The organism is Mycolicibacterium confluentis (genome assembly GCF_010729895.1).
GTDB classification, from domain to species: Bacteria; Actinomycetota; Actinomycetes; order Mycobacteriales; family Mycobacteriaceae; genus Mycobacterium; species Mycobacterium confluentis.
Genome location: NZ_AP022612.1, coordinates 3142303 through 3162517 on the forward strand (window position 1 = coordinate 3142303; position 20215 = coordinate 3162517).

Genomic DNA, 20215 nt, shown 5'->3' on the forward strand with positions numbered 1-20215 from the left:
TCAGAGTAGCGATGACGCCGATGAGACCGCGCAACGCGCGCCCACGACAGGCGCGAGGATCAGCGCTTCTCCTTGATCTTGGCCTTCTTGCCACGAAGTTCGCGCAGGTAGTACAGCTTCGCGCGACGGACGTCACCACGGGTGACCACCTCGATCTTGTCGAGGTTGGGCGAGTGCACCGGGAAGGTGCGCTCGACGCCGACGCCGTAGCTCTCCTTGCGAACGGTGAAGGTCTCGCGGATGCCACCGCCCTGACGGCGGATGACGACACCCTTGAAGACCTGGATGCGCTCCTTCGCGCCCTCGATGACCTTCACGTGCACATTCACGGTGTCGCCAGGGCCAAAGGCTGGGATGTCGTCGCGCAGCGACGCCTGGTCGACGAAGTCCAGCGTGTTCATCGGTGACTCTTCCTTGCGGTAGCGGGCTGGCGGACAGCATCGACGCCTGGTGGCGAGCGGTGCGGTTGCCGAGCCGATGTTCGGGCTTGTCTTGTCCTCGCGCAGCGGGCGATCAAACCTCAACCCGCGCGGACAACTGCTCAATTGTGCCAGATTGCGCGCACGCAGCGAAATCGCCGCCGGCGAGCAGTTCCGAACACCATGGTGACAGACCGTGGCCGGCTACGCGATCTCGACCCCCCGAGGTTAGTCTTTAGGGGCGGGTGACGGCAGCGCAGCACCCCGATTCCGCCCCTCACAACCTCTTGAGGAGAAGCATGCGTCGGCGCCCGATCCTGGTGCGGGGCATGGCGGCGTTGTTGACGGGGGTGCTGCTGGCCAGCAGCGCGGGGTGCGAGGCACGGGTCTACGGCGCACCGGACAGGAGAGCCGAGGCGCCTCAGCTGACGGTGGTGGCCCCCAAGGCCCCGACCGACGCAACTCCCGCGGCGGCCCCACATGTCCCGTCCCCCACGTTCGACGGGCTCGACGTGCGCGCTCGCCAGTCGGTGGCCGAGGCTTCGGAGAAGGGCGCGGACATCACCTTCATGGTGCTCGATCGCGAAACCCGCCAGCAGGTGAGCGTCGGCGACGGCGAGTGGGCCACGGCTTCCGTGGCCAAGCTGTTCATCGCCGACGATCTGCTGATGCGCGAGCCCAACCTGTCGCCCGAGGACCGTGAGTCGCTGGAGGTCATGCTGCGCTCGTCCGACGACGACGCAGCCGAGATCTTCTGGAATCGCGGCGGCGGCGGGGAGATCATCGAGAGGGTCGCGGCGCGCTACGGCCTGACCGACACCGCACCGCCGGAGCAGGACGGCTGGTGGTTCACCGTCACCTCGGCGCCGGATCTGGTGCGCTACTACGACATGCTGCTCAACGGCACGGGCGGCCTGCCGCCGGAGCGCGCCAACATCATCGTCAACAACCTCGCGCAGTCCACTCCGTTCGGCATCGACGGCTATCCGCAGCGCTTCGGCATCCCCGACGGCCTGTCCGGGGAACCCGTTGCCGTCAAACAGGGTTGGATGCCCCTGATCGGAAACGACTGGATGCACCTGTCCACCGGAATCGTGGGCCCGGGCAGGCGCTACGTCATGGTGATCCACTCGCTGCAGGCCGCCAACGACGCGACCGCCCGCGCCACCATCACCGAAGCCGTCAAGACGATGTTCCCCGACGGCCGGATTCGGTGACTAGTTCTCGCCCAGCAGATCCGGACCCAGCAGATCAGGACGGCGATCCCGCGTCCGCTGCAGGGACTGCTCATGCCGCCAGGCCGCGACGCGCGCGTGGTCACCGGACAGCAGCACCGGCGGCACATCGAGGTCGCGCCAACTCGGCGGCCGGGTGTAGCTCGGCCCCTCAAGCAGTCCGTCGGAGTGTGAATCCTGTTGGTGGGACGCAGGATTGCCCAGCACGTCGGGCATCAGGCGCACGACGGCCTCGATCATGACCAGGGCGGCGACCTCTCCGCCGTTCAGCACGTAGTCGCCGATCGAGACCTCCTCGACCCGCATCCGGCGCGCCGCGTCGTCGGCGACGCGCTGATCGATGCCCTCGTAGCGGCCGCACGCGAACACCAGGTGCTCCTCAGCGCTCCAGCGCGCGGCGGTGGCCTGGTCGAAAAGCCGTCCCGCCGGGGTCGGGATCACCAGAACTGTTTTGTCCGTGCAGATCTCGTCGAGTGCCTCGCCCCAGACCGGGGCTTTCATGACCATGCCCGGGCCGCCCCCGTACGGGGAGTCGTCGACCGACCGGTGCACATCGTGGGTCCAGTCACGCAGATCGTGGACTGCCAGGTCGACGATGCCGGATTCAATCGCCTTGCCGGGCAGTGACTGACGCAGTGGACTCAGGTAATCCGGAAAGATCGTGACGACATCGATCTTCACAGCTCGTCCAAGTTCAGCAGACCGTCGGGCGGGTCGATCTCGACGAATCCGCCCGACACCGAGACGGTGGGCACGATCGCTGTGACGAACGGGATCAGGATCTCCTTGCCCGCCTCGTTCTTCACGCTCAACAACTCCCCCGCCGCGGTGTGCAGCACCTCCGCGATGCGGCCGACGGCGGCACCGTCGAGCGTGCGCACCGCGAGGCCTTCGAGTTGGTGGTCGTAGTACTCGTCGGGCTCGTCGATCGGCGGCAGGTCCTCGGAGTCGACCACGAACAGCGTGCCGCGCAACGCGTCGGCGGCAGTGCGGTCGGAGACCCCGACCAACCGCACCAGGAGTCGTTCCCCATGCGGACGGACCGACTCAACTGTGAAATTCCGTGCCGGTTTGTCGCGAGAAGCCCTGGCGTGCAGGGTCTTTCCCGCGACAAACCGGGAATCGGGATCGTCGGTGCGGACGTCGATGACGACCTCACCTGTGATGCCGTGCGCCTTGGCGACGCGGCCGACAATCAGCTCCACAAGAAGTTACTGGTCGGTGTCCACTACGTCGACGCGGATGCCCCGACCGCCGATGCCCGCAACCAGTGTGCGCAGCGCGGTGGCGGTGCGTCCTCCGCGTCCGATCACCTTGCCGAGATCGTCGGGATGGACGTGCACCTCGACGGTGCGGCCACGCCGCGACGTGACCATGTCGACACGCACATCGTCAGGGTTGTCGACGATTCCGCGGACCAGATGCTCCACGGCGTCGACGACGACCGTGCTCATTCGGCGGGCGTCTCGGCGGTCTCAGCCTCAGTGGCCTCAGCCTCTGCCGGAGCGGCCTCGTCGGCCTTCTTCGGCGCCTTCTTCTTCTTGAGCGTGGTGGCCTCGCCGCCGGAGGCGCCGTCAGCCTGGGCCAGCGCGGCGTTGAACAGGTCGAGCTTGCTGGGCTTGGGCTCCTTGACCTTCAGGGTGCCCTCGGCGCCCGGCAGACCCTTGAACTTCTGCCAGTCACCCGTGATCTTCAGCAGCGCGAGGACGGGCTCGGTGGGCTGTGCACCCACACCCAGCCAGTACTGCGCACGCTCCGAATCGATCTCGATCAGGCTGGGCTCTTCCTTCGGGTGGTACCGGCCGATGACCTCGATGGACCGGCCGTCGCGGCGCGTGCGCGCATCGGCGACGGAGATGCGGTACTGGGGGTTGCGGATCTTCCCGAGACGGGTGAGCTTGATCTTGACAGCCATGTGAAGCTTCTTCTCCTACGATTGCCACGCTGCAATTCAGCGATGCGGGCGGGTTGCCCGGATCCGGTTTTGCCTTACGTGTGTGACGCCGCGCGGCGCATCCGGACCAGCCGAAAGCCGCAGGGCAGACAGCCGACCATTGTGCCAGACCACGGGGCAGCCACAAAAACCGCTGAACTCGCCGCCCTCACAGCAGCTTGTCGAAGCACTTCACCTCGACCCGCCGGGTCATCCGCCACCCTGGGTCGGTGCGCAGGAGTTCGTCCTCGTACCAGATCCCGACGAAGAGGATCTGCTTGCTCTCGGAGTCGAAGACCATCGGGTTGAAGCAGATCGTGCGCGCGGTGGCCGTGTCCCCGTCGATCCGGATGTCGAAGTTGCCGAGCATGTGGGAATACGCCGGAAAGTTCGGTAGCACGTCCTTCAGCCAGGCCTTGACCTCGGGAAACCTGCCGTCGATGCCTCCGGTGACGCGGTAGTCGATGTAGGCATCCGGGGTGAACACCCGGTCCAGGTCGTCGAACCTCCGCTGGTCGATCGCGCTCGAATAGTCGACGAGCAACTGCTGGATCTCCAGGCGGTCGGAGATCTCCTCCAGGCTGAGCATGGGTCGATTCAACACCGGCCAACCGAAAAAGGGAGCACCCACAAGCACCCGACACCTAAGTAAGGTCACCCTAAGTTGCGGTTCGCCTGAGTGAGGGGTTCTCCAGTGTCTGATCAGCCCGAGTTCTCGCTGATGGTCGGTTACGGCAGCGATATGGGCAGCGCCGAGTACGTCGCCATGCAGTTCGCCGAAGCCACCACCGCCATCGGCATCACGGCGACCGAGACCGAGCTCAACCAGATTCCGCTCGAAGCCCTGCGGGACGTCACGCACTTCGTCGCGGTGACCTCGACCTTCGGTGATGGCGAGTTCCCGGACAACGCCGCCCTGTTCTGGGAGGCGATCAGCGCCGACGACGCGCCCCGTCTGGACCACCTCAGCTTCGCAGTGCTGGCCCTCGGCGACTCCGGTTATGAGCTGTTCTGCAACGCCGGACGCCTGCTCGACGACCGCCTTGAGGGTCTCGGCGCCACCCGGCTGGCGGACCGCCAGGAGATCGACGGCCACTACGACCCCGACTCCGGCGTGTGGATCGCCGACATGGTCAAGATCGTGCAGGCGCTGCACGCGGAGGCGCCCGCGGCCATCACCGTCTCCGAATCCCCCTCCCCTGCCCCGCCCCGGCCCGAACTGGCCGGATGGGACCGCGACAACCCGTACGAGGCCACGCTCGTCGTGAACCGACTGCTGTCCGCGCCGGGTGCGGACAAGGAGGTCCGCCACTACGAGATCGATCTCGGCGACTCCGGCATCACCTATCAGGCGGGCGATTCGATTGCGGTGCACGCCACCAACGACCCGCACCTGGTCGAACAGTTGTTGGACGCGCTGGGCGTCGGCCCCGACCACCAGGTCGAACACCACGATCACCCACTGGGGACGCTGCTGACCGAACACCTCGAGATCCGCACGCCGTCGAAGGCCCTGCAGACCCTGGTCGGCGTGGACGGCCATGACGTGCTCGACCTGGTGAGGCGGGCCGACCTCGGGGTCGACGAGGTGGTGGAGACGCTGCGCCCGCTGCAGTTCCGCGACTACTCGATCTCCTCGAGTCCCGTCGTCGACCCGCGGCGGGTGCACCTGACTGTGGCCACCGTGCACTACGTCCACGCGGGCAGGCGCCACGGCGGTGTCGCCTCGACGTTCCTTGCCCAGCGGTGCGACACCGTGCGGGTGCACCTGCGGCCCAACCAGCATTTCCGCCTGCCCGCCCCGGACGTGCCCATCATCATGATCGGCCCCGGCACCGGCGTCGCGCCGTTCCGCGGCTTTCTGCACGAACGGCAGGCGACGTCGGCGTCGGGTTCGTCATGGCTGTTCTTCGGCGACCGGCGCCGCGCGACGCACTACCTCTACCGCGACGAGTTGGAGGGCTTCGTGGACTCCGGTGGGCTGACGCGCCTGGACCTCGCGTTCTCTCGGGACGGAAAGGCCGGGGCCGCCAAGCATTACGTCTGGCACCGGATGCTCGAGCAGGCCTCTGACCTGTGGGCGTGGCTGCAGGAAGGGGCACATCTGTATGTGTGCGGCGACGCCGACCGGATGGCCCGCGACGTCGACGCCGCGCTGCATCAGGTGATCGCGCAGGCCGGCGCACTGGACTCCGACGACGCGCACGCCTACCTCAACCAGATGGTCCGAGATCACCGCTACGCTCGCGACGTGTACTGAGCCGCCTTAGGCTGGTGGCCCATGCGCAGACTTCTCGCGGGTGCGGCGATGCTTCTCAGTGCGGTCCTGGTGGCCCCAGTGGCCGGCGCGGACACCATCAACGTCCAACCCGCCGGGTCGGCGCCGATCCCCGACGGACCCGCGGTGGCCTGGATTATTGCCGACATGGACTCCGGTGAAATCCTCGCGGGCCGCAACGAGAACGCGCACCACGCCCCCGCCAGCACCATCAAGACCCTGCTGGCCCAGGTCGTGCTCGACGAGGTTCCCCTCGACGCGACGATCGTCGCGACCGACGAGGACACCCGCGTCGAGTGCAACTGCGCGGGTGTGGCGCCCGGACAGACCTACACCACCCGCCAACTGCTGGACGGACTGCTGCTGGCCTCGGGCAACGATGCCGCCAACACCCTGGCGCGCATGCTCGGCGGAGCCGACAGCGCCGTCGCGAAGATGAACGCCAAGGCCGCCCAACTCGGAGCGTTGGGCACCAACGCCGGCAGTCCGTCGGGCATCGACGGCCCCGGTATCGCGATGTGGTCCACCCCGCACGACCTCGCGGTGATCTTCCGCGGTGCCATGGCGTATCCGGTGTTCGCCGAGATCGTCGCGCAGCCCTCCGCGGTGTTCCCCGCCAAGTCCGGCGACCGCGTCCTGGTCAACCAGAACGAGATGCTCGCGCGGTATCCGGGCATGCTCGGCGGCAAGACCGGCTACACCGACCTGGCCCGCAAGACCTATGTCGGCGCGGCCCAGCGCGACGGCAGGCGCCTGGTCGTCGCGTTGATGTACGGCCTTGTCAAAGAGGGCGGTCCGACCTACTGGGACCAGTCGAGCGCACTGCTGGACTGGGGCTTCGGGCTGGGCCGCGGTTCCAGCGTCGGGGTGCTGTAGCCGGTTCGATACCGCATCGGGGCCGTGACTTGACCTGCGCTCCCTACGCTTCGGCGAGTGCCTGCGTCCAGACCCCTTCCCCGGGCGGTCGCCGCACTGGCCTGCCTGCTGACCCTGGTCCTCCCCGGCACAGCCACAGCTCAACCCGGGATCCCGGCGGCCTCGGCGCCCGACGGCCCGGCCCGCGCCTGGCTCGTCGCCGACATCGACACCGGCGCCATCCTGGCCAGCAAGGACCCCTACGGCCACTACGCACCGGCGAGCACCATCAAGGTGCTGCTCGCGATGGTCGTGCTCGACCATCTGCACCCCAACGCGGCCGTGCGCGCGAGCCAGGTGCACACCCAGGTGGAGTGCTCGTGTGTCGGACTGGTGCCGGGGCAGGCCTACACCACCCGCCAACTGCTCGAGGGTCTGCTGATGGTGTCGGGCAACGACGCGGCCAACCTGCTCGGCGACATGCTCGGCGGCTACCGCGCGGCGATCGCCCGGATGACGGCCAAGGCACAGAGCCTGGGCGCGAAGAACACTCGCGCCATGTCACCGTCGGGCCTCGACGGTCCGGGCTGGGAATCCATCACGACGCCGCACGACCTGGCCCTGCTCTTCCGGTCGGCGCTGGCCTACCCGCTGATCGCGCACATCATGCGCCAGCCCAGCGCGCAGTTCCCGTCGCGCACCGGCTACAAGACGCTGGCCAACCAGAACGAACTGCTGCAGCGGTATCCGGGCGATCTCGGTGGTAAGACGGGCTACACCAACCTGGCCGGAAAGACCTACGTCGGTGCGGCCCAGCGTGGTAATCGCCGTCTCGTGGTGGTCCAGATGAAGGGCAGCGGAGACCTCTACGGGCAGGCGATCGGCCTGCTGGACTGGGGTTTCACGCAGTGAGCTTCCGGTACACCTGACCGCGCAGCATCACCAGGTCCGGGTGTGCCAGCACGCCCGGATCCCGAGGGTCGGCCGAGTAGCAGATCAGGTCGGCGGGCGCGCCGTGGGCCAGTGCGGGCCGGCCCAGCCACTCGCGCGCACCCCAGGACGCCGCCCCCAGGGCTTCGGTGGCGCTCATCCCGACGCCGCGCAGCGCCTCCACCTCGTCGGCGATCCGCCCATGCGCGACGAAACCGCCCGCATCGGTGCCCGCGTAGATCGGCACGCCGGCCTCGCGCGCGGCGCCCACCCGGTCCCGACACGAGGCGTACAGGTCCTGCATGTGCTTGGCGTACGTCGGGTATTTCGTTGCCCCAGCGGCGATTCCGGGAAAGTTCTCGATGTTGATCAGGGTCGGCACCAACGCCGTGCCGTGCTCGAGCATCAGCGGAATGATGTCCTCGGTGATGCCTGTGCCGTGCTCGATGCAGTCGATGCCTGCCCTGATCAGGCCGGGCAGCGCGTCCTCGCCGAACACATGAGCGGTGACGCGGGCGCCGTTGGCGTGCGCGGCGTCGATGGCCGCGGTGAGCACGTCGTCGGACCACAGCGGGGCCAGGTCCCCCACGCCACGGTCGATCCAGTCGCCGACGAGCTTGACCCACCCGTCGCCCCAGCGGGCCTGCTGCGCGACGTACTCCGGCAGCTGGGACTCGTCCTCGATGTCGATCGCGATGCCGTGGCCGTACCGCTTGGGCCGGGCCAGGTGCCTGCCCGCGCGGATGATGCGCGGCAGGTCGTCACGGTCGTCGAAGCTGCGGGTGTCGACGGGTGATCCGGCGTCGCGCAGCAGCAGCGCACCGGCGTCGCGCTCGATCTCGGCCTGCTCGACGGCCTCGTCGAACTCGACGATCCCGTGCGGGCCGAGGCCCACATGGCAGTGCGCGTCCACCAGGCCGGGGATGATCCAGCCACCCGCGAAGACTGTCTGCGCGTCGGCGACCGGTTCGGCCGACAACACACCGTCGACGATCCACCAGTCAACGGGTTCGCCGTCGGGCAGGCCGATGCCGCGCAGGTGCAGCCGCACGGTTACTTCTGTCCCGGGAACTTCAACTTCGAAAGGTCGAAATCGGCGAGGCCGGGCGGCAGCTCGTCGAGGCCGGCGGGCATACCCGACAGGTCGGGGAAGCCGCCGGGAACGCCGAGCGGGTTGCGCACCTTCGGCGGCGTCGGTCCCCTGCCCTTGCCCTTGCCCTTCTTGCCCTTGGCGTTCTTGCCGCCCTTGCGGTTGTTGGCCTTGCGGCCGCCGACTCCGGGCATGCCGAACTTGCCTGCCATCGAGGCCATCATCTTGCGGGCCTCGAAGAACCGGTCCACCAGCTGATTGACCTCGGAGACGCTGACGCCCGAGCCGTTCGCGATGCGAAGCCGGCGGGAGGCGTTGATGATTTTGGGGTCGTCGCGCTCCTGCGGGGTCATGCCGCGGATGATCGCCTGCAGACGGTCCAGCTGTTTGTCGTCGACGGCGGCCAGGGCGTCCTTCATCTGCCCGGCGCCGGGCAGCATGCCCAGCAGGTTGCCGATCGGCCCCATCTTGCGGATCGCGAGCATCTGCTCGAGGAAGTCCTCCAGCGTCAGTTCACCGGAGCCGATCTTGGCGGCGGCCTCCTCGGCCTTCTCCGCGTCGAAGACCTGCTCGGCCTGCTCGATCAGGCTCAGCACATCGCCCATGCCGAGGATGCGGCTGGCCATCCGGTCGGGGTGGAAGACGTCGAAGTCCTCGAGCTTCTCGCCCGTCGACGCGAACAGGATCGGCACGCCGGTGACCTCACGCACCGACAGCGCAGCGCCACCGCGCGCGTCACCGTCGAGCTTGGTCAGCACCACACCGGTGAAGCCGACGCCGGCGCCGAACGCCTCGGCGGTGGCGACGGCATCCTGGCCGATCATGGCGTCCAGCACGAACAGCGTCTCGTCGGGTTGCACGGCGTCGCGGATCGCGGCGGCCTGCGCCATCAGCACATCGTCGATGCCGAGGCGACCCGCGGTGTCAACGATCACGACGTCGAAGTGCTTGGCCTTGGCCTCAGCCAGGCCCGCGGCAGCCACCGCGACGGGATCGCCCGGGCCCGCACCCTCGGTCACGGCGGCGCTCGCCGCCGTGCCCGGATGCGGCGCGAAGACGTCCACACCCGCGCGTTCACCGACGATCTGGAGCTGGCTGACGGCGCCGGGACGCTGCAGGTCACAGGCCACCAACAGCGGGGTGTGCCCTTGTCCACGAAGCCATTTGGCGAGCTTGCCGGCCAGCGTCGTCTTACCGGCGCCCTGCAGGCCCGCGAGCATGATGACCGTCGGCGGGGTCTTGGCGAAGGCCAGCTGCCGGGTCTCGCCGCCGAGGATGCCGATGAGCTCCTCGTTGACGATCTTGACGACCTGCTGGGCGGGGTTGAGCGCGCCGGAGACCTCAGCGCCCTTGGCGCGGTCCTTGATGCGGGCGATGAACTCGCGCACCACGGGCAGCGACACGTCGGCTTCGAGCAGGGCCAGACGGATCTCGCGAGCGGTGGCGTCGATGTCGGCGTCGGTGAGCCGGCCCTTGCCCCGCAGGCCCGCCAGCGCACCGGTCAACCGGTCGGACAGGGATTCAAACACGCAGCCAGCCTAGCTGCTGGCCGATGTCGAGCACGGACAGCATCAACTCGCCTCTTCGGCCGGTTTGGCCGGCGGCGGCGCGGGCAGTGCTTCGTAGAGTTCGCGCTCCAGCGTTTCGCGCTTGCCCTCGAGGTCCGCGCCGACGATGCCGAACACGTCCACCACCGAGGACCCCAGCGTCGTGACCCGCGCCCATTCGATGTCCACGTCGGCCCGCTCAAGCACGGTGGTGAGCACCGCGAGCATGCCTGTGCGATCGGTCGTACGGACCTCGACGGTGAGCTGGTCGGGCGTGGCGCCGCTATGCCAGATGATCCGTGGCGGTGCCGCGGGCGCGTTGATCGGCACGGCCTGGCGCACCTCACCGGCCCGTCCGCGCGGGGCATCCTGCGCCTCCCGGTCGCGGCGCTGCAGCGCACCGATTACGTCCAGTTCGCCGTCTAGCGCCAGAATCAGCTGCTGGCGCAGCAGTTCCACGGCGGGTGGATCACCGAAGTGGGGCGCGACCACGAACGAGTTGATCGCCGAGCCCTCGTGGCTGTTGACCGACGCCGAGTACACCCGCAGCGAGTTCAGCGCCAGCACACCGGCCGTCTTGGACAGCAGGCCTCGCCGATCCGGAGCGATCATGGTCACGTTGTAGGTTCGGGTGCTGTCGCCGGGTGTCATCTCGACGTACACCCCGCCGACCTCGGTGGCCAGCGAAAGGTGCCGCGGGTCAATGGGTTCGGCGTGCGGCAGCGGCTCACCGGCCATCACCAGGCGGCAGCGCCGAACCAGGTCGCCGATCAGCGACGCCTTCCAGTCTCCCCACACGCCGGGCCCGGTGGCCAGCGAATCGGCCTCGGCCAGGGCGTCAAGCAGTTCGAGCAGAACCGGATCGCCGCCCAGCCTGTCCACCACGGCGGCGATGGTCTCGGGATCCTGCAGGTCCTTTCGCGTCGCGGTGCCCGGCAGCAGCAGGTGGAAACGGACCATCGCGGACAGGATCTCGATGTCCGAGGGCCACAGTCCGAGGCGCGTGCCGATCTGGGTCGCCAGTTCGGCACCGATCACGCTGTGGTCACCTCCCCGGCCCTTGCCGATGTCGTGACACAGCGCGCCCAGCACCAGCAGGTCGGGTCGCGACACCCTGGTGGTCAAAGCGCTTGCCTGGGAGACGGTTTCGACCAGGTGCCGGTCCACCGTCCAGATGTGCACGACGTCGCGCGGCGGCAGGTCGCGGATCGCGCCCCACTCCGGAAACAGCCTGCCCCACAACCCGGTTCGATCCAGCGCCTCAACCGTCGTGACCATTGCGGGTCCGGCCGCGAGCAGGACCAACAGGTCCTTCAGCGCCGGCCGCGGCCAGGGGGTGCGCAGTTCCGGAGCCGAGGCGGCCAGTCGACTCAGTGTCGACGCCGACATCGGCAGCCCCGTGGTCGCCGAGGCCGCTGCCACGCGCAGGATCAGGCCGGGGTCACGCTCGGGGCGCGCGTCGCGCGCCAGGATCACCTCGCCGTTGAACTCGATGACACCCTCGTCGAGAGGCCGGCGGGCGGGCCTGCGCAAGGCCGCGAAGCCGCGCTTCGGCAACGCGTTCCTCGCCGTGCGAACCCCGGCGTCGACGTAGTAGCTGATGGTGCGGGCCGAGTCGGACAGCGCGCGGGCCAGGTCGAAACGGTCGCCGATGTGCAGTGCAGCACCGATCTCGTCGGCGTGCTGAGCCAGCAGCAGGTCACGTCCCCGGCCCGAGACCCGATGCAACTCGGTGCGCACGTCGAGCAGCACGCGGTGCGCATCCCCGAGAGACCCCATGGGTGAGGCCAGCAGTCGGCTGGGATAGATGTCGGCCAACTGGGCGATCGCGAGAGCATTGAGGAGTTGGACGTCGCGCAGCCCGCCTCGCCCGCACTTCAGGTCGGGCTCGGCTCGGTGCGCGATCACACCGCTGCGCTGCCACCGCGCCTCGGTGTGCGCGACGAGTTCCTCGAAACGGCCCGCGATTCCGGTCCGCCACTGCCTGCGGGCACCGCCGATCAGCAGTGCGGACAGTTCGGCGTCACCGGCGATGTGCCGGGCCTCGAGCATCGCCAGGCCGGCCGAGATGTCGTCGCCGGCCACCTGCAGCGCCTCCGGCACCGTGCGGACGCTGTGGTCGATGCGAATGTTGGCATCCCACAGCGGATACCACAGAAGTTCGGCGACCTGAGTGACGATCTCAGCCGGCATGTTGTCATGCAGCAGAGTCAGGTCGAGGTCGGAGTGCGGCACGAGTTCACCGCGGCCCAGGCCGCCCGTGGCGACGATGGCGAAACCACTGGTCGGCGTGATTCCGATCTCGGTCGCCTTTGTGGTCAGCCAGAATTCATGCAGGTCGAGCAGTGCCTCGCGCAGTGCGGCGGCATCGAGTCGATGCGCGGATCCCGCCAGCAGGTTCTTGACCGCTGCGGCAAGGTCTTTCGCGGGCTTGGACGCGCCGGCCGCCGGCGCCTCCCAACGGGAGGCTCCGGCGGCGGGTTCCGGTTTCTGGCCCATATTCGTCCCCTCTTTCCAACTGCCGATCAACGCTCACCGGTCAGGTGAGGTCGAGGACGACGGAGAACCGTCAGAAACCGTTGCGCATCAAAGGGCGTCGCTGCCCCGCTCACCCGTGCGGACCCGCACGACGGTGTCGACGGGACTCACCCAGACCTTGCCGTCACCGATCTTGCCGGTCCGGGCGGCCTGGACGATGATGTCCACCACCTTGTCGACAGCCGAGTCCTCGACGACGACCTCGACGCGGACCTTGGGCACGAAGTCCACGGAGTACTCCGCCCCGCGGTAGACCTCGGTGTGCCCCTTCTGGCGGCCGTAACCCTGGACCTCACTGACGGTCATCCCGAGGATGCCGGTCTGCTCCAGTCCTGTCTTGACATCTTCGAGCGTGAACGGCTTGACGATCGCCGTGATCAGTTTCATTTAGTTGATCCCTTCCAAGACACTGTCGATTGTTCCCGATCAGGCGAGTTCGTAAGCAGTTTCTGCATGCTCGGTCTCATCGATGCCGGTGTGCTCGGCCTCTTCGCTGATTCGCCAACCGAGCGGCTTGACGATGAAGGCGATGATCGTCGTCAGAACCGCGGTGAAGATGACCGCCGCCAGCGCGATGACGACCTGAACCACCAACTGCTCGATGCCGCCGCCGGTGAACAGGCCGGTTTCAGTGGCGAAGAAGCCCAGCGAGATGGTGCCCCACAGGCCGGCGACGAGGTGCACGCCCACGACGTCCAGCGAGTCGTCGTAGCCGAACTTGTACTTCAGCCCGATGGCCAGCGCCGACAGCGCACCGGCGATGGCACCCACGACCAGTGCCCAGACGGGTGTCAGGTTGCCGCACGCCGGGGTGATCGCGACCAGGCCGGCGACGATGCCCGATGCGGCACCCACGCTGGTGGCGTGTCCGTCGCGCAGGCGTTCGACCAGGAGCCAGGCCAGCATCGCGGCCGCGGTGGCGGCGGTGGTGTTGATCCAGACCAGGCCTGCGGCCATGTCGGCGGCACCCTCGGAGCCCACGTTGAAGCCGAACCAGCCGAACCACAGGATGGCGGCACCCAGCATCACGAACGGGATGTTGTGCGGGCGGAACGCGGTCTTGCCGAATCCGACGCGCTTGCCCAGCAGGATCGCGAGCACCAGCGCGGCCATACCGGCGTTGATGTGAACCACAGTGCCACCGGCGAAGTCGATGGGAGACACATTGGCCGCACCCTCGTCGTCAACACCGAACAGCTTCGCCGCGATGCCCTTCTCGGAACCCGACAGCAGGCCGCCACCCCAAACCATGTGGGCCAGCGGGAAATACACGAAAGTGACCCAGAGACCACCGAAGACCAGCCAGGTGCCGAACTTCATGCGCTCGGCGACCGCGCCGCTGATCAGCGCGACGGTGATGACCGCGAAGGTCAGCTGGAAGGCGGCCCACACGATCGCGGGCACGGTGCCGAATCCACCGGAGACGAAGGTGTCGACGCCGTCGATCTCGCGCACCTCGGTCAACTGGTTGAGTCCGAACAGTGCAAACGGGTTGTCGAAGATACCCGCGAAGTTCCCCTCACCGGTGTGACCCGAGGAGAAGGACATCGAGTAGCCCCAGAGCACGTAGATGACGCTGACGACGCCGATGGAACCGAACGACATCATCATCATGTTCAGGACTGACTTCTGCCGCGACAGGCCACCGTAGAAGAAGGCAAGCCCGGGTGTCATGAACAACACCAGTGCGGCGGCGGTGAGCACCCATGCGGTGTCACCGGCACTCAGGCCGTCTGGCCCAAATGGCAGGAATACGTCGTCTGGCAAGGCTAAGACCACTTTGTGTGAACCTCCTCGGGGAATGGGCACCGACAGGATCGGCGTCACGAGAAGACTCTTTTGCCGAGGTTTCGCACGTGGTTCTGTTGTGTTTCTGCAATGTGAACGCAGCGCCGATGACCGTTACGCTCACGTTTCGTCACGCTGTGACAGCACTTTTCGCGCCCGGGAACGCGGTTTCGGTCAGCCCAACAGCGCGTCGACGAAGGCCGTCGGCTCGAACGGCGCGAGGTCGTCGGCCCCCTCCCCGAGACCCACCAGCTTCACCGGAACACCCAGTTCCTGCTGTACCCGGAACACGATGCCACCCTTGGCCGTTCCATCGAGCTTGGTCAGCACCACACCCGTGATGTCGACCACTTCGGCGAACACCTTGGCCTGCGCGAGACCGTTCTGACCGATGGTCGCGTCGAGCACCAGCAGCACCTCGTCGACGGCGGCACGCTTGCTCACCACGCGCTTGACCTTGCCGAGTTCGTCCATCAGACCGGTCTTGGTGTGCAGTCGCCCCGCGGTGTCGATCACCACCACGTCGGCGCCCGTGACGATGCCCTTGTCGACCGCGTCGAACGCCACCGAGGCCGGATCGGCACCCTCTGGACCGCGGACCACCTCGGCGCCCACCCGCGAGGCCCAGGACTCCAGTTGATCGGCGGCCGCCGCGCGGAACGTGTCCGCGGCGCCGAGCACCACGCGGCGCCCGTCGGCGACCAGGACGCGGGCCAGCTTGCCGACCGTCGTCGTCTTCCCCGTCCCATTGACGCCGACGACCAGAAGCACCGAAGGCGCATTGTCGTGGGGCAGGGCCTTGATGGACCGGTCGAACTCGGGATGCAGCTGCCCCACCAGCGCCTCTCGCAGCACCGCACGGGCGTCCGCACCCGTACGCACACCGCTGGCGGCCACCTTGGCCCTCAGCTGTTCCATGACCGCGGCGGTGACGGTCGGGCCCAGGTCGGCGATCAGCAGCGTGTCCTCGACGTCCTGCCAGGAGTCCTCATCCAGATCACCGCCGCCGAGCAGCCCCAGCATGCTCTTGCCCAGCGCGTTCTGTGACTTGGCCAGCCGCCCGCGCAGCCGGTCGAGGCGACCCTCGATGGGGGCAATGGTGTCGAGTTCGACGGCAGGGGCCGGCTCGGGAATCGGGACCGGCGCGGGCTCCAGGGTCGGGATCGGCGCAGGTTCGGGCTCGGGCTCAGGGACCACCTCGGGTTCAGGGGTGGGCACGGGCGCGGGTGCCACGTCGGCTTCGGGCAGCTGAACGTTGGAGATGGTGCGCTTGGGCGCGTCCCGGGGGATCTCGGCGTCGTCACCGATGACGGGGATCTGGTCCTCGCTGCGGCTGAACGTGATGCCCGAACCCGCGGTGTAACCGCCGGAGCGGTCGATCGACTTGTCGGCCTCCGTCGGCGGCAGGCTGATTCTGCTGCGCCGATAGCGCACCAGGCCGACGATGAGCGCAGCGATGACCAGGACAGCGACGACCGCTACAGCGATCCAGAGACCTTCTGACACCCCGCCATTGTTTCAGCGCGTCCGGGCAAAGTGGGTACCCGGGCAGTCATGGCAACCGTTGACGTATCCCAATCCTCGACCCTGACCCCAACGCAGGCCTGGGCGCTGGCCTCGGACCTGCGGCGATTCGACGAATGGCTGACGATCTTCGGCGGCTGGAAGGGCCCGGTGCCCGACGAGGTGGCCGAGGGCACAGAGGTTTCGTCGCTGATCAAGGTCAAGGGGTTTCGCAACGTCATCACGTGGGCGGTGGTCGGTTATGACGAACCGCGGTGCATCGACATGCGGGGCCACGGCCGAGGCGGCGTGCAGATCCGGCTGACGATGACGGTCTCCGATGAGGACCCCGGGTCGACGTTGCACCTGATCGCCGACCTGGGCGGCGGCCTGTTGTCCGGGCCGGTCGGCCGCCTGGTGGCCAAAGTCCTGGAGTCGGATGTCCGGCGGTCGGTGCGGAACCTGGCGAGGCTCGCGCCCGTGGACTCGCAGCGCCGCTAAGCGGAGCTGACGAGTTCCTGACCGCGCATCCGCTGCGAGATCACCTGCGTGATGCCATCGCCCTGCATGGTGACGCCGTAGAGCGCGTCGGCGATCTCCATGGTCGGCTTCTGGTGGGTGATGACGATCAGCTGCGAACGGTCCCGAAGCTGTTCGAACAGGCCGATGAGCCTGCGCAGGTTGACGTCGTCGAGCGCGGCCTCGACCTCGTCCATGACGTAGAACGGCGACGGCCGGGCCCGGAAGATCGCGACCAGCATGGCGACCGCCGTCAACGACTTCTCGCCGCCGGACAGCAGGGACAGACGCTTGACCTTCTTGCCTGGTGGGCGCGCCTCCACCTCGATGCCCGTCGTGAGCATGTCCGAGGGGTCGGTGAGCAGCAGCCTGCCCTCTCCACCCGGGAACAGCGACGAGAACACGTCGCTGAACTCACGTTCGACGTCGGCGTAGGCCTCGGCGAACACCTGCAGGATGCGCTTGTCGACGTCCTCGATCACGTCCAGCAGGTCCTTGCGCGCGGCCTTGACATCCTCAAGCTGTGTCGACAGAAAGTTGTAGCGCTCCTCCAGCGCCGCGAACTCCTCGAGTGCCAGCGGGTTGACCCGGCCCAGTTCGGCCAGTTCCTTCTCGGCGCGCTTGGCCCGGCGTTCCTGGGTGGGCCTGTCGAACGGCATGGGCGCGGGCGCGGTCACCTGCTCGCCGCGCTCGCGGGCCTGCTCGTACTCGGCCATCTCCAGCTCGGTGGGCGGCAGCGCGACCTGCGGACCGTACTCGGCGACCAGGTCGGCCGCGGCCATGCCGAACTGCTCGAGCACCATCTGCTCAAGCTGTTCGATGCGCAGGGCGGCCTGCGCCTTGGCCATCTCGTCGCGGTGCAGCGAGTCGGTGAGCGCCGAGATGCGGGTGTTGAGCGCATCGACCTCTTCGCGGGCCGCCGTGAACGCGGCGGCACGGCGCTGCCGTTCGGCGGCCAACTGATCGCGGGATGCCGACGCCGCGGCCACCACCACGGCCAACCGCGCGGCGACCGCGCGACCCGACTCCGCCACCGCCGCGGCCACTGCGGCCGCATGCTCCCGTGCGGCTGCCGCGCGTTGCGCCCGCTCGCGTGCCTCACGTTCGGCGGCCGCGGCTCGGCGCAGTGAATCAGACCGGCCCCGAACGGCATTCGCGCGCTCCTCGGCGGTGCGCACGGTGAGTCGGGCCTCGACCTCGGCGCTGCGGGCCTCGTCGGCCGCCGCGGTGAACAGCTCCCGGTCGACCGGTTCGGACACGTCCTCGGCCGGGATGTCCTGGGCGTTGTGCAGCCGCGTCTCAAGCTCGGTCAGTTCGGCGACGGTCTGCGCGCGGCTCAACTCGAGTTCGGCGCGCTGGTCCATCTGCCTGCGGAACTCCTCGTCGGCGATCCGGGACTCCTGCCCCAGCCGACCCAACTGCTCGTAGATCTGCGAGATCGCGGCGTCGGACTCGTTGAGGGCGGCCAACGCCTGCTCGGCGGCGTCGGAGCGGGCTGCCTGCTCCGCGACCGCACCGGCCAACGCCGCGGACAACTCCGCGGACTGCGTCTCGGCCGCCGCGAGTTCGTCGCGGGCCGTCTCGATCCGGGTGGCGATCTCGAGGGTGGACGGCTTGCGGTCCGATCCGCCCGTCACCCACCCCGGTCCCACCAGGTCACCGTCCGCGGTCACGGCACGAAGCTGCGGTTGCTTCGCGACGATGTCCACCGCGGAGTTCAGGTCGCCGACCACGACGACATCGCCCAGCAGTGCCGTGATCGCTCCTCGCAGCCGGTCCGGTGCCTCGATCAGGTCCAGCGCCCACTGGGCTCCGGCGGGCAGTTCACCGGTGGCGCGGGCCGGCACCGGCCAGTCTCCGACGACGATCGCCGCGCGTCCGCCGTCCGCCGCCTTGAGCGCCTCGACGGCCGTGCGCGCGGCGTGCGGGTTCTCGGCGGCCATCGCATCGGCAGCGGTGCCCAGCACCGCGGCCAACGCGGTCTCGTGGCCGGGCCGCACCTTCAGCAGCTTGGCGACCGTTCCGAAAAGTCCGTCCCCGGAATGGTTCTCGGCGAGCCAGGCGGCGCCATCCTTGCGGTCGAGGCCCACCGCGAGCGCGTCGATGCGGGCCAGCAGCGAGGCGACGAGCCGCTCGGAGGCACGCTCGGCGGTCTGCAGTTCGGCGACCCGCTCATCGGCCAAGCGCAACGCGGCCACGGTGCGGTCGTGGTGTTCGTCGAGGCCGACCTCGCTCTCATCCAGCTCGCCCACGCGGCTCTGCACGGTCTCGAACTCGGCCCTGGCGACCTCGACCCGGGACGCGGCCTCCTCGATGCCCTCGGTCAGCTGAGCCACCCGCTCGTCGATCGATTCGACGCGGGCCCGCATGGTCTCGACCTGACCGGACAGCCTGGCCAGCCCCTCACGGCGATCGGCCTCGGCCCGCACCGCGGCAAGATGGGCGCGCTCAGCCTCGGTCGCGACGCGTTCGGCATCGGCCAGCGCCGAGCGGGCGCCGTCGAGCCGAATCCGGGCCTCTTCGAGGTCGGCCAGCAGTTCCTGCTCCTGCTCGGCGATCGCGTCGGCTTCGGCCTCGAGTTCGTCGGGGTCGCGGCCACCGGTGTGCACCGGCTGAGCCTCCAGCAGTTGGGCGCGCTCGCTGGCGATGCGCACTGTCGCACTGACCCGCTCGGCCAGCGCTGAGAGCCGGAACCAGGTCTGCTGCGCATGGTCGGCCCGCTCGCTCAGCGTGGCCACAGCGGTCTCGTGCTCGGTCAACTCGTCGGTGGCCACCGCGAGCCGCTCGACGGCCTCCTCGTGGTCCCTGCGCAGGGCCGCCTCGGTGCCGCCGACGCCGTCGAACTCGGCCTGTCTGGTCACCAGGTCGTCGGCGGCCAACCGCAGTCGCGCATCGCGCAGGTCCATCTGGATGGTCTGCGCGCGGCGCGCCATCTCGGCCTGGCGGCCCAGCGGCTTGAGCTGACGACGCAACTCGGTGGTCAGATCCGTCAGCCGGGCCAGGTTGGCCGCCATCGCGTCGAGCTTGCGGACCGCCTTCTCCTTGCGCTTCCGGTGCTTGAGCACACCGGCGGCCTCTTCGATGAAGGCGCGGCGGTCTTCGGGCCGGGACTCCAGGATCTGCGAGAGGCGGCCCTGACCGACGATGACGTGCATCTCACGACCGATGCCGGAGTCCGACAGGAGTTCCTGGACGTCCATCAAGCGGCAGCTGCTGCCGTTGATCTCGTACTCACCGGCGCCGTCGCGGAACATCCGGCGCGTGATCGACACCTCGGAGTACTCGATGGGCAGCGCGTTGTCGGAGTTGTCGATGGTGAGGGTGACCTCGGCGCGGCCCAGCGGCGCGCGCGTCGAGGTGCCGGCGAAGATGACGTCCTCCATCTTGCCGCCGCGCAGCGTCTTGGCGCCCTGCTCGCCCATCACCCAGGTCAGGGCGTCGACGACGTTGGACTTACCCGAACCGTTGGGGCCGACGACGCAGGTGATCCCGGGCTCGAAGCGCAGAGTCGTCGGCGCGGCGAAGGACTTGAACCCCTTCAGCGTCAGACTCTTGAGGTGCATGGCAGGCCAGCGTACCG

At 68.5% G+C, this 20215-nt stretch carries 18 protein-coding genes; 5 read left to right on the forward strand and 13 right to left on the reverse strand.

All coding sequences use genetic code 11. The features are described from left to right. Window positions 1-59: 59 nt before the first annotated feature. On the reverse strand, window positions 60-401 hold the full coding sequence (rplS, locus tag G6N34_RS14670; RefSeq protein WP_085151591.1) for a 50S ribosomal protein L19: 342 nt from the start codon (window positions 399-401) through the stop codon (window positions 60-62). A gap of 317 nt (window positions 402-718) precedes the next feature. Between rplS and G6N34_RS14675 the strand changes: the two genes are divergently transcribed. Then, window positions 719-1636, forward strand: coding sequence for a serine hydrolase (locus tag G6N34_RS14675; RefSeq protein WP_085151590.1), 918 nt, complete (start codon window positions 719-721; stop codon window positions 1634-1636). On the opposite strand, the gene trmD is transcribed toward G6N34_RS14675, so the two are convergent. From trmD to G6N34_RS14700, 5 genes are all read right to left on the reverse strand, one after another. Continuing rightward, window positions 1637-2335 carry a tRNA (guanosine(37)-N1)-methyltransferase TrmD gene (gene trmD, locus G6N34_RS14680; RefSeq protein ID WP_085151589.1) on the reverse strand — a complete coding sequence of 233 codons (699 nt, stop codon included), beginning with the start codon at window positions 2333-2335 and terminating at the stop codon, window positions 1637-1639. Next, a complete protein-coding gene (gene rimM / locus G6N34_RS14685) occupies window positions 2332-2859 on the reverse strand; it encodes a ribosome maturation factor RimM (protein ID WP_085151588.1) in 528 nt (175 codons plus the stop codon). Before rimM ends, trmD begins: the two co-directional genes overlap by 4 nt. 6 nt (window positions 2860-2865) lie before the next feature. Continuing rightward, window positions 2866-3108, reverse strand: coding sequence for an RNA-binding protein (locus G6N34_RS14690; protein ID WP_003878715.1), 243 nt, complete (start codon window positions 3106-3108; stop codon window positions 2866-2868). Next, complete coding sequence (gene rpsP / locus G6N34_RS14695) at window positions 3105-3569, reverse strand: 30S ribosomal protein S16 (RefSeq protein ID WP_085151587.1); 465 nt, start codon at window positions 3567-3569, stop codon at window positions 3105-3107. The genes G6N34_RS14690 and rpsP overlap by 4 nt, the downstream gene beginning before the upstream one ends. Before the next feature lie 187 nt (window positions 3570-3756). Then, window positions 3757-4176: a nuclear transport factor 2 family protein gene (locus G6N34_RS14700; protein ID WP_085151586.1), complete on the reverse strand. Its 420-nt coding sequence runs from the start codon at window positions 4174-4176 to the stop codon at window positions 3757-3759. 105 nt (window positions 4177-4281) lie between these two features. Between G6N34_RS14700 and G6N34_RS14705 the strand changes: the two genes are divergently transcribed. From G6N34_RS14705 to G6N34_RS14715, 3 genes are all read left to right on the forward strand, one after another. Then, window positions 4282-5847 (forward strand): diflavin oxidoreductase, encoded by a 1566-nt coding sequence (locus tag G6N34_RS14705; protein WP_085151585.1) that lies wholly within the window; start codon window positions 4282-4284, stop codon window positions 5845-5847. A 21-nt stretch (window positions 5848-5868) separates the two neighbouring features. Beyond that, a complete protein-coding gene (locus tag G6N34_RS14710; protein WP_085151584.1) occupies window positions 5869-6741 on the forward strand; it encodes a D-alanyl-D-alanine carboxypeptidase family protein in 873 nt (290 codons plus the stop codon). Between the two features lie 96 nt (window positions 6742-6837). Further along, window positions 6838-7632, forward strand: a complete 795-nt coding sequence (locus G6N34_RS14715; RefSeq protein ID WP_407663273.1) for a D-alanyl-D-alanine carboxypeptidase family protein — start codon at window positions 6838-6840, stop codon at window positions 7630-7632. Here the strand turns inward: G6N34_RS14715 and G6N34_RS14720 are convergent. The 6 genes from G6N34_RS14720 to ftsY form a co-directional block, all read right to left on the reverse strand. Beyond that, entirely contained in the window at window positions 7622-8701 is a 1080-nt protein-coding gene (locus G6N34_RS14720) for an amidohydrolase family protein (RefSeq protein WP_085151582.1), read from the reverse strand. The genes G6N34_RS14715 and G6N34_RS14720 overlap by 11 nt on opposite strands. 2 nt (window positions 8702-8703) lie before the next feature. Continuing rightward, on the reverse strand, window positions 8704-10269 hold the full coding sequence (gene ffh, locus G6N34_RS14725; RefSeq protein ID WP_085151581.1) for a signal recognition particle protein: 1566 nt from the start codon (window positions 10267-10269) through the stop codon (window positions 8704-8706). A gap of 42 nt (window positions 10270-10311) precedes the next feature. After that, window positions 10312-12786: a [protein-PII] uridylyltransferase gene (locus tag G6N34_RS14730; RefSeq protein ID WP_085151580.1), complete on the reverse strand. Its 2475-nt coding sequence runs from the start codon at window positions 12784-12786 to the stop codon at window positions 10312-10314. Between the two features lie 87 nt (window positions 12787-12873). Continuing rightward, on the reverse strand, window positions 12874-13212 hold the full coding sequence (locus G6N34_RS14735) for a P-II family nitrogen regulator (protein ID WP_085151579.1): 339 nt from the start codon (window positions 13210-13212) through the stop codon (window positions 12874-12876). A 39-nt stretch (window positions 13213-13251) separates the two neighbouring features. Beyond that, window positions 13252-14604, reverse strand: a complete 1353-nt coding sequence (locus G6N34_RS14740) for an ammonium transporter (protein WP_085151862.1) — start codon at window positions 14602-14604, stop codon at window positions 13252-13254. A gap of 183 nt (window positions 14605-14787) precedes the next feature. Continuing rightward, window positions 14788-16119, reverse strand: a complete 1332-nt coding sequence (gene ftsY / locus G6N34_RS14745; RefSeq protein ID WP_085151578.1) for a signal recognition particle-docking protein FtsY — start codon at window positions 16117-16119, stop codon at window positions 14788-14790. A gap of 48 nt (window positions 16120-16167) precedes the next feature. Between ftsY and G6N34_RS14750 the strand changes: the two genes are divergently transcribed. Next, window positions 16168-16617, forward strand: coding sequence for a type II toxin-antitoxin system Rv0910 family toxin (locus tag G6N34_RS14750; RefSeq protein WP_085151861.1), 450 nt, complete (start codon window positions 16168-16170; stop codon window positions 16615-16617). On the opposite strand, the gene smc is transcribed toward G6N34_RS14750, so the two are convergent. After that, window positions 16614-20198, reverse strand: coding sequence for a chromosome segregation protein SMC (gene smc / locus G6N34_RS14755; protein WP_085151577.1), 3585 nt, complete (start codon window positions 20196-20198; stop codon window positions 16614-16616). The genes G6N34_RS14750 and smc overlap by 4 nt on opposite strands. Window positions 20199-20215: the final 17 nt, after the last annotated feature.

Excerpts from the sequence above, each read along its gene's own strand:
- rplS (WP_085151591.1), bottom strand. The coding sequence starts at position 401 with ATGAACACGCTGGACTTCGTCGACCAGGCGTCGCTGCGCGACGACATC.
- smc (WP_085151577.1), bottom strand. The coding sequence starts at position 20,198 with ATGCACCTCAAGAGTCTGACGCTGAAGGGGTTCAAGTCCTTCGCCGCG.
- G6N34_RS14730 (WP_085151580.1), bottom strand. The coding sequence starts at position 12,786 with ATGGGCCAGAAACCGGAACCCGCCGCCGGAGCCTCCCGTTGGGAGGCG.
- G6N34_RS14690 (WP_003878715.1), bottom strand. The coding sequence starts at position 3,108 with ATGAGCACGGTCGTCGTCGACGCCGTGGAGCATCTGGTCCGCGGAATC.
- G6N34_RS14710 (WP_085151584.1), top strand. The coding sequence starts at position 5,869 with ATGCGCAGACTTCTCGCGGGTGCGGCGATGCTTCTCAGTGCGGTCCTG.
- G6N34_RS14750 (WP_085151861.1), top strand. The coding sequence starts at position 16,168 with ATGGCAACCGTTGACGTATCCCAATCCTCGACCCTGACCCCAACGCAG.
- G6N34_RS14735 (WP_085151579.1), bottom strand. The coding sequence starts at position 13,212 with ATGAAACTGATCACGGCGATCGTCAAGCCGTTCACGCTCGAAGATGTC.
- rpsP (WP_085151587.1), bottom strand. The coding sequence starts at position 3,569 with ATGGCTGTCAAGATCAAGCTCACCCGTCTCGGGAAGATCCGCAACCCC.
- G6N34_RS14700 (WP_085151586.1), bottom strand. The coding sequence starts at position 4,176 with ATGCTCAGCCTGGAGGAGATCTCCGACCGCCTGGAGATCCAGCAGTTG.
- G6N34_RS14675 (WP_085151590.1), top strand. The coding sequence starts at position 719 with ATGCGTCGGCGCCCGATCCTGGTGCGGGGCATGGCGGCGTTGTTGACG.